The 13,135-nt window shown below is 67.9% G+C and carries 14 protein-coding genes; 5 read left to right on the forward strand and 9 right to left on the reverse strand.

Features of this window, described 5'->3' with window-relative positions:
- Positions 1-804, reverse strand: an 804-nt coding sequence (gene guaA / locus QSJ19_RS21850; RefSeq protein ID WP_286323107.1) for a glutamine-hydrolyzing GMP synthase, incomplete at its 3' end; no start/stop codon positions are given.
- Between the two features lie 43 nt (positions 805-847).
- Here guaA and QSJ19_RS21855 point away from each other — a divergent pair.
- The 3 genes from QSJ19_RS21855 to QSJ19_RS21865 are packed head-to-tail and all read left to right on the forward strand — an operon-like array spanning position 848 to position 2,761.
- Positions 848-1,459, forward strand: coding sequence for a biotin transporter BioY (locus QSJ19_RS21855; RefSeq protein WP_286323108.1), 612 nt, complete (start codon positions 848-850; stop codon positions 1,457-1,459).
- A 28-nt stretch (positions 1,460-1,487) separates the two neighbouring features.
- Positions 1,488-2,162 carry an energy-coupling factor ABC transporter ATP-binding protein gene (locus QSJ19_RS21860; protein WP_286323109.1) on the forward strand — a complete coding sequence of 225 codons (675 nt, stop codon included), beginning with the start codon at positions 1,488-1,490 and terminating at the stop codon, positions 2,160-2,162.
- Entirely contained in the window at positions 2,159-2,761 is a 603-nt protein-coding gene (locus tag QSJ19_RS21865; protein WP_286323110.1) for an energy-coupling factor transporter transmembrane component T family protein, read from the forward strand. Before QSJ19_RS21860 ends, QSJ19_RS21865 begins: the two co-directional genes overlap by 4 nt.
- On the opposite strand, the gene QSJ19_RS21870 is transcribed toward QSJ19_RS21865, so the two are convergent.
- From QSJ19_RS21870 to guaB, 3 genes are read right to left on the reverse strand one after another with little or no spacing between them, the layout of a single operon-like run.
- Positions 2,708-4,474, reverse strand: coding sequence for a GMC family oxidoreductase (locus tag QSJ19_RS21870; protein ID WP_286323111.1), 1,767 nt, complete (start codon positions 4,472-4,474; stop codon positions 2,708-2,710). The two genes, QSJ19_RS21865 and QSJ19_RS21870, sit on opposite strands and share 54 nt — an antisense overlap.
- Before the next feature lie 48 nt (positions 4,475-4,522).
- Positions 4,523-5,680: a GuaB3 family IMP dehydrogenase-related protein gene (locus tag QSJ19_RS21875; RefSeq protein WP_286323112.1), complete on the reverse strand. Its 1,158-nt coding sequence runs from the start codon at positions 5,678-5,680 to the stop codon at positions 4,523-4,525.
- A 52-nt stretch (positions 5,681-5,732) separates the two neighbouring features.
- Entirely contained in the window at positions 5,733-7,244 is a 1,512-nt protein-coding gene (guaB, locus tag QSJ19_RS21880; RefSeq protein WP_286323113.1) for an IMP dehydrogenase, read from the reverse strand.
- Positions 7,245-7,375: 131 nt separating this feature from the next.
- Between guaB and QSJ19_RS21885 the strand changes: the two genes are divergently transcribed.
- Positions 7,376-7,765, forward strand: coding sequence for a DUF5319 domain-containing protein (locus QSJ19_RS21885; protein WP_187584743.1), 390 nt, complete (start codon positions 7,376-7,378; stop codon positions 7,763-7,765).
- Between the two features lie 19 nt (positions 7,766-7,784).
- Here QSJ19_RS21885 and QSJ19_RS21890 read toward each other — a convergent pair whose 3' ends face one another.
- The 3 genes from QSJ19_RS21890 to QSJ19_RS21900 all read right to left on the reverse strand — a co-directional run bounded on the left by QSJ19_RS21890 (position 7,785) and on the right by QSJ19_RS21900 (position 10,207).
- A complete protein-coding gene (locus QSJ19_RS21890; RefSeq protein ID WP_286323114.1) occupies positions 7,785-8,759 on the reverse strand; it encodes an anti-sigma-D factor RsdA in 975 nt (324 codons plus the stop codon).
- Complete coding sequence (shbA, locus tag QSJ19_RS21895; RefSeq protein WP_286323115.1) at positions 8,743-9,330, reverse strand: RNA polymerase sigma factor ShbA; 588 nt, start codon at positions 9,328-9,330, stop codon at positions 8,743-8,745. The genes QSJ19_RS21890 and shbA overlap by 17 nt, the downstream gene beginning before the upstream one ends.
- 91 nt (positions 9,331-9,421) lie before the next feature.
- Complete coding sequence (locus QSJ19_RS21900) at positions 9,422-10,207, reverse strand: hypothetical protein (RefSeq protein ID WP_286323116.1); 786 nt, start codon at positions 10,205-10,207, stop codon at positions 9,422-9,424.
- A gap of 440 nt (positions 10,208-10,647) precedes the next feature.
- On the opposite strand from QSJ19_RS21900, the gene QSJ19_RS21905 reads away from it, so the two are divergent.
- The gene (locus tag QSJ19_RS21905; protein ID WP_187584736.1) at positions 10,648-10,944 is read left to right on the forward strand and encodes a WhiB family transcriptional regulator; all 297 of its coding nucleotides are present in this window, start codon (positions 10,648-10,650) and stop codon (positions 10,942-10,944) included.
- Positions 10,945-11,050: 106 nt separating this feature from the next.
- Here the strand turns inward: QSJ19_RS21905 and groL are convergent, their stop codons facing one another.
- Both groL and groES read right to left on the reverse strand, forming a co-directional pair.
- On the reverse strand, positions 11,051-12,664 hold the full coding sequence (gene groL, locus QSJ19_RS21910; RefSeq protein WP_286323117.1) for a chaperonin GroEL: 1,614 nt from the start codon (positions 12,662-12,664) through the stop codon (positions 11,051-11,053).
- Positions 12,665-12,757: 93 nt separating this feature from the next.
- Positions 12,758-13,057 carry a co-chaperone GroES gene (gene groES, locus QSJ19_RS21915; RefSeq protein ID WP_006334733.1) on the reverse strand — a complete coding sequence of 100 codons (300 nt, stop codon included), beginning with the start codon at positions 13,055-13,057 and terminating at the stop codon, positions 12,758-12,760.
- Positions 13,058-13,135: the final 78 nt, after the last annotated feature.

Consider the following 13,135-nt stretch of genomic DNA (forward strand, 5'->3'; position numbering starts at 1 on the left):
GAGCGCACCGGCGACCGCGGAGTCGACACCCCCGGACAGTCCGCAGATCGCGCGACCATCCCCGATCTGGTCGGAGACGGCATCGATCAGGGCGTCGGCGATGTTGGCCGGCGTCCAGGTCGCCTCCAGCCCGGCGATCTCGTAGAGGAAGCGGGTGAGGATCTGCTGGCCGTGCGGGGTGTGCAGCACCTCGGGGTGATACTGGACACCGGCCATCTGCCGCGCGACGCACTCGAATGCGGCCACCGGCGCACCCGGCGTCGACCCGGTCACGGTGAAGCCGTCCGGCGCGACCTGGACCGCGTCGTTGTGGCTCATCCACACGGGCTGGGTCTCGGTCAGCCCTTGGTGCAGGACACCGTCGCCGCTGATGGTCAACGTCGTGCGGCCGAACTCGCGACCGCCCGTGTTGGCGACCTCGCCACCCAGTTGCTGCGTCATCGCCTGGAATCCGTAACAGATCCCGAAGACCGGGATACCCAGGTCGAACACCCCGGGATCGAGCGACGGCGCATCGTCGGCGTAGACCGAGGCCGGTCCCCCCGACAGGATCAGGGCGACCGGGTTGCGCGCCTCGATGTCGGCCAGCGGCGCGTCGTGGCCGATGACCTCCGAATAGATCCGGGCCTCACGCACCCGCCGGGCGATCAGCTGGGCGTATTGCGCGCCGAAGTCGACCACGAGGACGGGTCGGGGGCCGTCGGGAAGGGCCGCGGCGGGAGAACCGTCGGTGGAACCGGCAGAGGTACCGGCAGAGGTACCGGCAGGGGTACCGGCAGGGGTACCGGCAGGGGTAACTGTCACCCCAGCGAGTTTAGTGACCGCGGCCGCCAGACATAATGCAGGCATGTCCCAGACCACCGGCGTCCCCCGGACGCGACGGTTCTCCCTGTCGGTGGCCGACCTCACCCAGGCCGCCGTCTTCGCCGCTCTCATCGCCGCGCTCGGCCTGCCGGGCACCATCACGATCGGGTCGTCGGGCGTGCCGATCACCCTGCAGACCCTCGGTGTGATGCTCGCCGGATCCATCCTGGGGCCCCGCAAGGGCACCCTCGCGGTGATCATCTTCGCCGTCCTGGCGATCGCGGGGCTGCCCATCCTGGCCGGCGGACGCAGCGGGCTGGTGGCGCTGGCATCGCCGACCGCCGGGTTCTTCGTCGGCTTCCTGCCCGCCGTCCTCGGGATCGGCCTCGCGACCGCGTTGATGATGCCCCGCTACCGGGTGCTGTGGGGCATCGTCATCAACATCGTCGGCGGCATGGTCGTCATCTACGCGTGCGGTGTGATCGGACTGCTGCTCCGCACCGATCTGTCGCTGTGGGCGGCGATCTCGACCAATGGCGTCTACGTCCCGGGCGACATCGCCAAGGCGGTCGTCGCGGCGCTGGTCGCCGCGCAGGTCCATCGCGCATATCCGGGGCTGATCGCACCGATCCGCCTGCGGCGCGGCACACGCTGACCGCGGTCGAACACGGCAGCGTGCGTCCATGATCGAGTTCCGGGCCGTCGGGCATGCCTACGACGATCGTGTCGTGTTGTCCGACATCACCCTTGACCTCGCCGAACGCCGGATCGGCATCATCGGTGCCAACGGCAGCGGCAAGTCGACACTGGCACGGATGATCAACGCCCTCGTCGTCCCGGACACCGGCACGGTGCGCGTGAACGGGATCGACGCCGCACGCGACAAGCGCCGTGTACGCCGCGAGGTCGGGTTCATCTTCAGCGATCCGGACCGCCAGATCATCATGCCGACGGTTGCCGAGGACATCGAGCTCTCGCTGACCCGCACCGTCTCCGACCGCGCGACGCGACGCGACCGCGCCCAGGACGTCCTGCGCCAGTTCGGACTCGCCGATCACGCCGACCATCCGGCACACCGACTGTCCGGCGGCCAGAAGCAACTCCTGGCGCTGGCGTCTGTGCTGGTGACCGGCCCATCGGTCCTGGTCGCCGACGAGCCGACGACACTTCTCGACCTACGCAACAGCTCCATGCTGGCCGATGTCTTCACGACACTCGACGAGCAGCTGGTCGTCCTCACCCACGATCTGGACCTGATCGCCGACTACGACCGGGTCATCGTGCTCGATGAGGGACATGTCGTCGCCGACGACGAGCCGGCGGCCGCCGTCGCCGCCTATCGGGCGCTGATGGCATGACCGCACTCGGCGTCTATCGGCCCGGACGATCTCCGCTGCACCGACTGCCGGCGGGCGTCAAGCTGTTCGCGCTCGGCGCGGCGATCCTGCTCATCAGCCTGACCGTTCGCACTCTCCCCACGGTCGGCGCCGCCGCCGCCGCGGTCGTCGCCGTGTTCGCGCTGGGCGGCATCGGACCGGCCGAGGCGTGGCGACAGATGCGCCCCATGCTGTGGGTGCTGCTGTTCGTCTTCGTCTTCCAGGTGATGTTCACCGACTGGCGACGGGCCGTGATCGTGTGCGCCGTGCTCGCCGCGTCGGTCGCGCTGGCCGCCGCGGTATCGCTGACGACGAGGACCTCGGCGATCCTCGACACCATCCTGGCCGCGCTGTCCCCTCTTCGGCGGATCGGCGTGCGCACCGACCACATCGCGCTCGCCCTGGCGCTGGCGATCCGCTCCATCCCGCTGATGGTCGAGGTCGTCGCCCAGGTCGACGAGGCCCGCAAGGCCCGCGGATTGCGGCCCGGCGCACGGATACTCGTCGCACCGGTGGTGATCGCCGCCCTACGCACCGCCGACGGCTTCGCCGACACACTCGTCGCGCGCGGGCTGGACTGACACGATCGGCAGGATCAACGCGCCCGGCGCGTCGGCCGGGACGACCGGCCTCCGTGGGGGCGTCGGATCGATGCGCCGGTAGGCCTCACCCTGCGGAGGCCGACGGTCGGCCTCACCGTTGTTGGGCCACAACGACATCGCACGTTCGGCCTGGGCACAGATGGTCAACGACGGGTTCACCCCGAGGTTGGCGCTGATCGCCGCGCCGTCGGTGATGTGCAACGTCGGATGGTTCCACACGCGGTGATACGGGTCGATCACCCCGTGGGCCGGGTCGTCGGAGATGACGCATCCGCCCAGATAGTGCGCGGTCAGCGGCATGTTCACGATGTCACCCCAGGTGCCTCCGGCGACACCGCCGGGAAGCTTCGAGGCCACCCGGCGGGTGGCCTCGTTGCCCTTCGGTATCCACGTCGGATTGGGTTCACCATGTCCCTGGCGGCTCGTGATGTATCGGAACGGACCGCGCCGTCGGACGAACGTCGTCAGCGAGTTGTCACTGTTCTGCATCACCAGTGCGATCACCGTCCGTTGACTCCACTTGCGCACCACGAGGAGTCGGACGAGCAGGAACGGATTGGCGATGACCTGGCGGAAGAACTGGGAGAACCGATTGCGCCGTGTCCCGCCGTCGGTGAGCAGGCTCTGCAGGTACGCGATGGCGTTCGATCCCCGGCCGTACCGCACGGGTTCGATGTGGGTGGTCGGTTCGGGGTGGAAGGACGACGTGATCGCGACTCCACGCGAATAGTCATGGGCGGGATCGTACTTCGCGGCCATCGCGCCGAGGATCGACTCCGAGTTGGTCCTGGTCAACACCCCCATCGCGTCCGAGATGTCCGGCAGTGTGGTGCGTTTCGCCGTGTGCAACAGGCGCTGGGTGTTGAAGGTGCCTGCCGCGACGATCACGTGTCCCGCGGTGAGAGTGCGCCGACGACCCCGGCCCAGCCACGCTGCGGACGGCCGCATCCCGACCTCCCAACTGCCGTCGCCCCGTGGTGCGATCCGATCGACGGTGGTGCGGTCGATGATGGTCGCGCCATGGCGTTCGGCCAGTCCGAGATAGTTCTTCATCAACGTGTTCTTCGCGCCCACCCGGCACCCCGTCATGCACGCCCCGCATTCGGTGCAGGCCGTGCGGTCGGGCCCCGCGCCACCGAAGTACGGATCCGGCACGGTCTCACCGGGCGTGCCGTCGAGGCCTGTCTTCTCGCCGAAGAACACGCCGACCGGGGTGGCCGTGAACGTGTCCCCCGCACCCATCTCCTCGGCGACGTCTCGCATGACCCGATCCGACGCGGTGACGGTCGGGTTCGTCACGACACCGAGCATGCGGCGCGCCTGCTCGTAGTGGGAGGCGAGTTCGTCGTGCCAGTCGGTGATGTGTCGCCATTGCGGATCCTCGAAGAACGGCGCGGGCGGCTTGTACAGGGTGTTGGCGTAGTTGAGCGACCCGCCGCCGACGCCGGCACCGGCCAGGATCATGACGTCTTTGAGCGCGTGGATGCGCTGGATGCCGAACAGTCCGAGCCTCGGCGCCCACAACCACTTGTGCAGACGCCAACTGGTCTTCGCGAACTCGTGATCCTCGAACCGCCGCCCGGCCTCGATCACCCCGACGCGGTATCCCTTCTCCACCAGACGGAGGGCGCTGACGCTCCCACCGAATCCGGAACCGATGATGAGGACGTCGAAGTCATGGTGGGCTGCCATGACGGAACATACTAACGAACATTGTCAAGGTCTGCGCAGCCCCGACGCTCAGGAGTGCAGCGAGAGCCCGACCTTCTGGAACTCCTTGAGATCGCTATACCCGGCTTTCGCCATCGAACGGCGCAGCGCACCAACGAGATTCAGCTCGCCGAACGAATCCTGCGACGGCCCGGTCAGCACCGACTCCAGACTCGGCCGATCCGACTCGGTCGCCACCTGGAGCAGGGCCCCGCGCGGGGTGTCCGGGTGCGCCGCCGCCGACGGCCAATACCAGCCCCGTCCCGGCGCCTCCGAGGACGCGGCGAGCGGGGTCCCGAGCACCGCGGCGTCGGCGCCGCACGCGATCGCCTTCGCCAGGTCGCCCGAGGTGTGGATGTCGCCGTCGGCGATGACGTGCACGTAGCGTCCGCCGGTCTCGTCGAGGTATTCCCTTCGGGCCGCCGCGGCGTCGGCGATCGCGGTCGCCATCGGCACGCCGATACCGAGGACCTCACCGGTCGTCGTCGCCCCTGCCGCCGATCCGTACCCGACGATCACTCCGGCGGCGCCGGTCCGCATCAGGTGCAGAGCCGTCCGGTGGTCGTGTACGCCGCCGGCGATGACGGGGATGTCGAGGTCGGCGATGAAGGTCTTGAGATTCAGTGGCTCCCGGGCCGCTCCGTCGGCGTCGACCTGCGCAACATGCTCCGCAGAGATGATGGTGCCGTGCACGACGAGCAATTCGACACCGGCCTCGAGCAGGGCCGGGGTCAGCTCCGGTGCATGCTGCGGGCTGACCCGGACGGCCGTGGTGACGCCGGCCTCGCGGACGGTGGCGACGGCCTCGCGCAGCAGTCCGGTGTCGAGTGGGGCCGAATGCAGGTGCTGCAGATGGCGGATCGCCGCCTGCGGATCGGAATTCTCCGTCGCCACCGCGATCAGATCGGCGATCTTCTCGTCGACGTCGCGATGTCGGGCCCACAGTCCCTCACCGTTGATGACACCGAGCGCACCGAGTTTGCCGAGCGCGATGGCCATCGCCGGCGACACCAGGGCGTCGGTGGGATGGCTGAGGATGGGCGACTCGAAGCGATAGGCGTCGATCTGCCAGGCCGTGGAGACGTCCTTCGACGACCGGGTCCGGCGGGACGGGACGATGCTGATGTCAGCGAGTTCGAACGTCCGACGAGCCGTCCGGCCCATCCCGATGTCCACGAGGTCACGCACCATTGCGCCTTTCTGCTACGCGGGCTGTTCTGACGACAGGTGTGCAACAGCGTCAGCGAGAATAGTAGTTGGGCGCCTCGGCCGTGAGCGTGATGTCGTGGGGATGCGACTCCTTGAGACCCGCGGAGGTGATCTGCACGAAGCGGGCCTGCTGCAGCCCGGCGATCGACGATGCGCCCGTGTAGCCCATCGCCGCGCGAAGACCGCCCACCAGCTGGTGGATGACCTGCCCGAGCGGTCCGCGGAACGGCACCCGTCCCTCGATGCCCTCGGGGACGAGCTTCTCCTCCGCGAGGACGTCATCCTGGAAGTAGCGGTCCTTCGAATACGATTTGACCTGGCCGCGGCCCTGCATCGCACCCAGCGATCCCATGCCGCGGTAGCTCTTGAACTGCTTGCCGTTCACCAGGATCAGTTCTCCCGGGGCCTCGGCCGTGCCGGCCAGCAGCGAACCGAGCATCGCCGTCGACGCACCGGCGGCGAGGGCCTTGGCGATGTCGCCCGAGTACTGGAGGCCGCCGTCGGCGATCACCGGGACGTCGTGCTGCTTGCAGACCGCGACCGCCTCGAGGATCGCGGTGATCTGCGGCGCACCGACACCCGCGACCACTCGCGTGGTGCAGATGGAACCGGGACCGACACCGACCTTGACCGCGTCGGCACCCGCCTCGACGAGTGCCAGCGCCGCCTCGCGGGTGGCGACGTTGCCGCCGACGACCTGGACGCGCTCCCCCACCTCGGCCTTGAGCTTGGCGACCATGTCGAGGACCAGACGATTGTGGGCATGTGCGGTGTCGACGATGATGACGTCGACACCGGCGTCGGCCAGCGCCATCGCGCGATCCCACTGCGGATCGCCGGTACCCACGGCGGCGCCCACCAGCAATCGGCCGTCGGCGTCCTTGGTGGCCAACGGATGCTGCTCGGTCTTGACGAAGTCCTTCACCGTGATCAGACCGGTGAGTTTGCCGTTGCCGTCGACGATCGGGAGCTTCTCGATCTTGTTGCGTCGCAACAGACCCAGAGCCGCCTCGGCCGAGACGCCCTCCTGGGCCGTGATCAGCGGGGCCTTGGTCATGACCTCCGAGACCGGGCGGGACTGATCGACCTCGAACCGCATGTCGCGGTTGGTGATGATGCCCACGAGCTCGCCGACCTCGTCGACGACGGGCAGACCCGAGATGCGGTAGCGCGCGCACATCGCGTCGACCTCGGCAAGAGTGTTCGTCGGAGAACACGTGACGGGGTCGGTGACCATCCCGGCCTCCGAGCGCTTCACCGTCTCGACCTGACCGGCCTGGTCCTCGATGGCGAGGTTACGGTGCAACACACCCATCCCACCCGCGCGCGCCATCGCGATGGCCATCCGCGACTCGGTGACGGTGTCCATCGCCGAACTCACCAGCGGGACCCGCAGGGTGATGTTCTTGGTCACGCGCGACGAGGTGTCGGCGTCGCTGGGGATCACGTCGGATGCCGCGGGCAGCAACAAGACGTCATCGAAGGTGAGGCCGAGCATCGCGACCTTGCCGGGGTCGTCTCCTCCGGTGCGAACGTGCGTCATTGCTCCATGGTATCGGCATCACGGGTGTGGTCAGGCCCACCCCGTACGGATGCCACTCGACGACTCGCCCGACGTCGGCGCCTGTGTACTCCTCGAAGCACCCGGGCGCCGTCATCGGTTACCGTGGTGGTGTGCGTGACCACCTACCACCCGGCCTGCCGCCAGACCCGTTCGCCGACGATCCCAGCGATCCGGCGTCGGCCCTGGACTCGGTGGAACCGGGCATCCCTCTCGACGAGAACGAGCGCATGGCGGTCGAGGAGGATCTCGCCGATCTGGCGGTCTATGAAGCGCTGCTGGCACATCGGGGAATCCGCGGCCTCGTCGTCGTGTGCGACGACTGTCACGAGGATCACTATCACGATTGGGACATGCTGCGCGCGAACCTGCTGCAGCTGCTGATCGACGGCACCGTCCGCCCGCATGAGCCGGCGGTCGATCCGCGCCCGGATGCCTACGTGACGTGGGATTACTGCCGTGGCTACGCCGATGCGCGCAGCCACGTCGACGACGAGCGCTGAGCGCCCGCAGCTCAGCGGATCACCAATACCAGCGGGCCGGCGCCGGCAGCAACGTCGTCGTGATCGTCGGCAGTTCCGGGCTCACCGTCGGTTCGGGCTCCACCGGTGACGGATTCGCGGTCGGCACCGGGGTCGTCGTCGGCACCGGGATGTCCGTCGTGCTCGGCAGCTGCGGATCGGTGGTACCCGGCTGACCCGTACCGGGCTGGCCGGTGCGTGCGTCGGTCGGCGGATCGCTGGTCGGGGGTGTGCTCGGCACGGTCACGGAGGTCGACCGGCCGTCGGTACCCGACTTCAGCAGATCTCGCGGCGGCGACGCCGGATCGTTGGGATTCCGGCCGGTGACCGAGGAGTCACGGCTCGCCGAGGACTTCGACGAGCTGCTCGATGCGGCCTTCGACGCGCCGTCGGTGCGCAGACGATCGATCCACTCGTTCATCCGCTTCTTGTCCGCGTCGGCCACCGGGCCCATGTTCTTCTGGGCCTTGGCGATCAGTTCCGCGGCCTGCGCGGTGTCGCCCGAAGCGGCGGCCGCCTCGGCCTGCTCCAGATAGGACTGGACGTCCATCGACGCCTGGGTCTGGCTCGCCGCCTCGGCGAACACCACACGCTTGACGCCCCACAGCGGATCTCCCGGCGACGAGCCCTCGGCGAGGACCGTCAGGCCGGCACCCGCGATCACGACGATTGCGGCAGCGCCGGAGGCGACGCGCAGATGTCGGATCACGCCCCGCCCACGACGCGCACGCTCGGTGGCGGCGATCGCGGATTCGACCTCCTCCACAGTGGGCAGCTCGGGCAGCGGCTCGACGATCACGTCGTGGCGCCAGCCGGCGAGAAGTTCAGCGAGGTGATACTCGGCGTCGTCTCGCGTCGGTACGGGCTTGTCGCCGGACAGCGCGTCGAGGAACCGGTCGTCGAGGTGGACGGCCGTCAGATCGATCGGATCCGTCAGGTCCCAGGTGGGGTCGGCAGGATCATGCTCCTCGTTCATCCGCCTCACCTGCTTTCCTCAGTTGGTCCTTCAATTTCGCCAGTGCCCGATGCTGTGCCACCCGGACGGCGCCTGCCGTGCTGCCCACCGCATCCGCGGTCTCTTCAGCCGAGAGGCCGACGACCAGACGCAGGACCAGCACCTCGCGCTGCTTCTCCGGGAGGATCGTCAGCAGCGCGCGCATACGGCGGCTGGCATCGGCGTCCAGGGCCATCTGTTCCGGTCCCCCGGTGAACGTCGTCAACTCCGGCAACGTCTCCACCGGGTCGGCCTTGACCCTCCCCGCCACTCGCATCGCATCGGCGACCTTGTGGGCGGCGATACCGTATACGAAGGCCATGAACGGCCTGCCCTGGTCTTGGTACCGGGGCAGTGCTGTCATCACCGCCATCAACGCCTCCTGCGCGATATCGTCGGCGGAGAACAGGTGGCGTTCTCCGACTCCAATTCGCCCTCGGCAGTAGCGCAGGATCGGCTCCTGCACACTCTCGAGAACTGACGTGAGCGCGCCGCGATCGCCCTGCCCCGCAGAGCGGACTGCCTCGTCGAGCTCAACACCCGTCAGTTTCATCGTCAGTTGAGATCCCCGTGTTACATGTGTGGTGGTGTTGCCGAGCGATTTCGTCCCCACGTCACCTTAGCGATCACCTGTCACGCTCCGATCACCCACTCGCCGTCACCCGGTGTTCGAACGGGACACCTCGGCGGATGAGGTCGGCCCGCAGCCGCGCGAGATCCGCTGCGACCGCGGTGTCCGACGGATTCAGACCCGTGCGCAGCGCTGATGACGCCCATTCGAGCGGGAGCAGCCCGTGTTCGGCGGCACGAGCACCCACCCGCGCGGCCTGATCTGAGGCCTCGGCCGATCGGCCCGCCGTCGCCGCGGCCGCCGCGGCGATGAGGGACGTCTTCACCCGATGGCGGTGCGGTGTGTCGGGTGCAGCCGCGATCAACAGTGCAGCGTCGGCGTGGCTGCACGCACCGGGGGCGTCGCCCGAGTACATCGCGAGCTCGGCCGACACCCATTCGATCCGCAGCCGCGGACGTCGTCCGGCGAGCCACTCGGGGTCGTCGGCCGCCACGCACCGGCGGGCCCGCTGCAGCAGACTGCGCGCGGCAGTGAGATGGAGCTGTCCGAGATGATCGGCGGCGAGTCCGACGACGGCATCGAGGACGGCCGCCCGGGTGTGCGGATCGCCGTCGCGTCGCGGGCCACCGACGGAAAGCAGCGCCCTCCCGTCGATCGTCGCGGCGAGCCGGTGGCGGCCGGCCTGGCGCAGCAACGATGCGCGCGTCGAACCGGACAGAGAGGCCAGCACGCCGTCGTCGGCGGCCCGTGCACTGCGGTCCACGTCGGCGAGCAGTGAGAAGGCGCGCGCGGTGTGACCCACACCTCCCCACTCGACGGCGTCGTACCAGCGCGCATACCCTTCCGTACGTCTGCGCATTTCAGAGCCTATTTTCCGACTCTTTCACGCGGTCTACGCGCAGTGGAACCGGTTGCAGTTTGCATGAATTTAACCTGCCGTCACAAACGTTAATTCGGGAAACAGATCACGTATGAATAATCGTCGGGTTTCTTCTGGGTTACACGGCCCGCGTCGTGTCACCTGCCTGTCATGCGCGAAATGGTTCATCGAAATGGCCCCTCCAGCAAGAGAACCCGCAGATCAGCGGGGATTGTCAGGACATACACGGGGGGCGGATTCGGCACCCTCCGTTCATATGCTATGCCTTCTGCACTCCTCAACATTGCGTTAACAATTACCGAACTTTCACCATCGTAGAGCAGCCATTTAGCGGGATTGACTCAATTAATTTCGCTTGCCTACTGTGTGTTTGCGCCGACGAAAAACGGAGCGCCACACGCAGACAAGGAGCCGCTGCCATGCCTCAGCCGAATCATCTCCCCGGTCCGAATGCTGACATCTGGGATTGGCAGATGCAGGGCTTGTGCCGCGGAGTGGAATCCTCGATGTTCTTTCATCCGGACGGTGAGCGAGGACGGGCCCGCGCCCAGCGTGAGCGGCGCGCCAAGGAGATGTGCCATCAGTGCCCGGTCATCGCCCAGTGCCGAGAGCACGCGCTCGCGGTGGCCGAACCCTACGGGATCTGGGGCGGGCTGTCCGAGTCCGAGCGGAGCATGCTGATGAAGCGCGGCGTCGGACGCCGCATCGCGAGCTGAATCCGGGCGCCGACCTACACCTCCACGACGACGAGACGGGGGCATCGATCAGTGGATCGATGCCCCCGTCTTCGTCGGTCAGCGTCCGAGAGGGTCGATGCGCACGTCAGTGCGCGTGACCGTGGTGTCCGCCGGCCGGCTCGTCCTCGGGCTGGTCGACGACAGCGGTCTCCGTCGTCAGTACCATCCGAGCCACCGACGCCGCGTTCACCACGGCCGAACGGGTGACCTTCACCGGGTCGATGATGCCGTCGGCGAGCAGGTCGCCGTAGGTGAGCGTGGCCGCGTTGAATCCCTGGCCGGGTTCGGCCTCGGACACCTTCGCGACGACGACGGCACCGTCGACACCTGCATTGCCGGCGATCCAGAACAGCGGGGCACGCACAGCATCGCGGACCAGCCGCACACCGAGCGCCTCGTCCTCGTCGAGGCCGTCGGCCAGTCCGTCGAGGATCTTGGCGGCCTGGACGATGGCGGTCCCGCCGCCGGGGATGATGCCCTCCTCGACCGCGGCCTTGGCTGCGGCGACCGCATCCTCGACACGGTGCTTGCGCTCCTTGAGCGCGGTCTCGGTGGCCGCCCCCACCCGGATGACGGCGATGCCACCGGCGAGCTTCGCCAGACGCTCGGCGAGTTTCTCGCGGTCCCAGTCGGAATCGCTGTTCTCGATCTCGCGACGCAACTGCTCGGCACGCTTGGCGATCTCCTCGGAGGTCCCGGCGCCCTCGACCAGCGTGGTGGTGTCCTTGGTGACGACGACGCGGCGGACCGAACCGAGCAGATCGAGCTCCGCGTTCTGCAGGCTCACCCCGATGTCGGAGGAGATCACGGTGCCACCGGTCACGACGGCGAGATCCTCGAGGAACGCCTTGCGGCGGTCACCGAAGAACGGCGCCTTCACGGCGACGGCCTTGATCGTCTTGCGGATCGAGTTGACCACCAGGGTCGACAGCGGCTCGCCCTCGACGTCCTCGGCGATGATCAGCAGCGACTTGCCCTCGGAGGCGACCTTCTCCAGCAGCGGGAGGAAGTCCGGCAGCGAACTGATCTTGTCGCGGTAGAGCAGCACGAGGGCGTCGGTGAGGACGGCCTCCTGGCTGTCGCCGTCGGTGATGAAGTACGGCGAGAGGTAGCCCTTGTCGAACTGCACGCCCTCGGTGATGTCGAGTTCGGTCTGCAGGCCCGAACCCTCTTCGACGGTGACGACGCCGTCGCCGCCGACCCGGCTCATCGCCTTGCCGACCATCTCACCGACCTCCTCGTCACGTGACGAGACGGTGGCGACCTGTCCGATGGCCTTCTCCCCTTCGACCGGGGTCGCGACGCGGAGCAATTCGGCGCTGATGGCGTCGGCGGCCTTGCCGATCCCGATGCCGAGAGCGATCGGGTTCGCGCCGGCCGCCACGTTGCGCAAACCGGCCGAGACCATGGCCTGGGCGAGGACCGTCGCGGTGGTGGTCCCGTCGCCGGCCACGTCATTGGTCTTCGTCGCGACCGACTTGACCAGCTGGGCGCCGAGGTTCTCGAAAGGATCCTCGAGGTCAATGTCGCGGGCGATGGTGACGCCGTCGTTGGTGACGTTCGGGCCGCCGAAGGCCTTGGCCAGCACCACGTGACGGCCACGCGGGCCGAGGGTGACCTTCACGGCGTCGGCGAGCTGGTTGATGCCACGCTCGAGCGCGCGGCGCGCTACGTCGTCGAATTCAATCTGTTTGGACATGGGTCTCTTTCACATACGGAGATTGTGGTGAACGGCAACGCCCCGGCGCCCGAGAGGGCACCGGGGCGCGAGACACGCGGAAAGTCGCGGGTCTTACTTGCCGATGACGGCCAGCACGTCGCGCGCCGACAGGATCAGGTACTCCTCACCGGCGTACTTGATCTCGGTGCCGCCGTACTTGCTGTAGATGACGGTGTCGCCTTCTTTGACGTCGACCGGGACGCGGTTGCCCTGCTCGGTCACCCGTCCCTCGCCGACGGCGATGACGGTGCCTTCCTGCGGCTTCTCCTTGGCTGTGTCCGGGATGACCAGACCGGACGCGGTGGTCGTCTCTGCCTCCACGGCCTGCACCAGGATCTTGTCCTCAAGCGGCTTGATGTTCACGCTCGCCACGATGTGGGTCCTCAACTTTCGTACTGAGTTGTTGAACGGTATCGACTTGCACGTTCATTGGCCCTGGGCCGAAGCCCC

Source organism: Gordonia sp. ABSL11-1, assembly GCF_030315685.1.
GTDB lineage: Bacteria > Actinomycetota > Actinomycetes > Mycobacteriales > Mycobacteriaceae > Gordonia.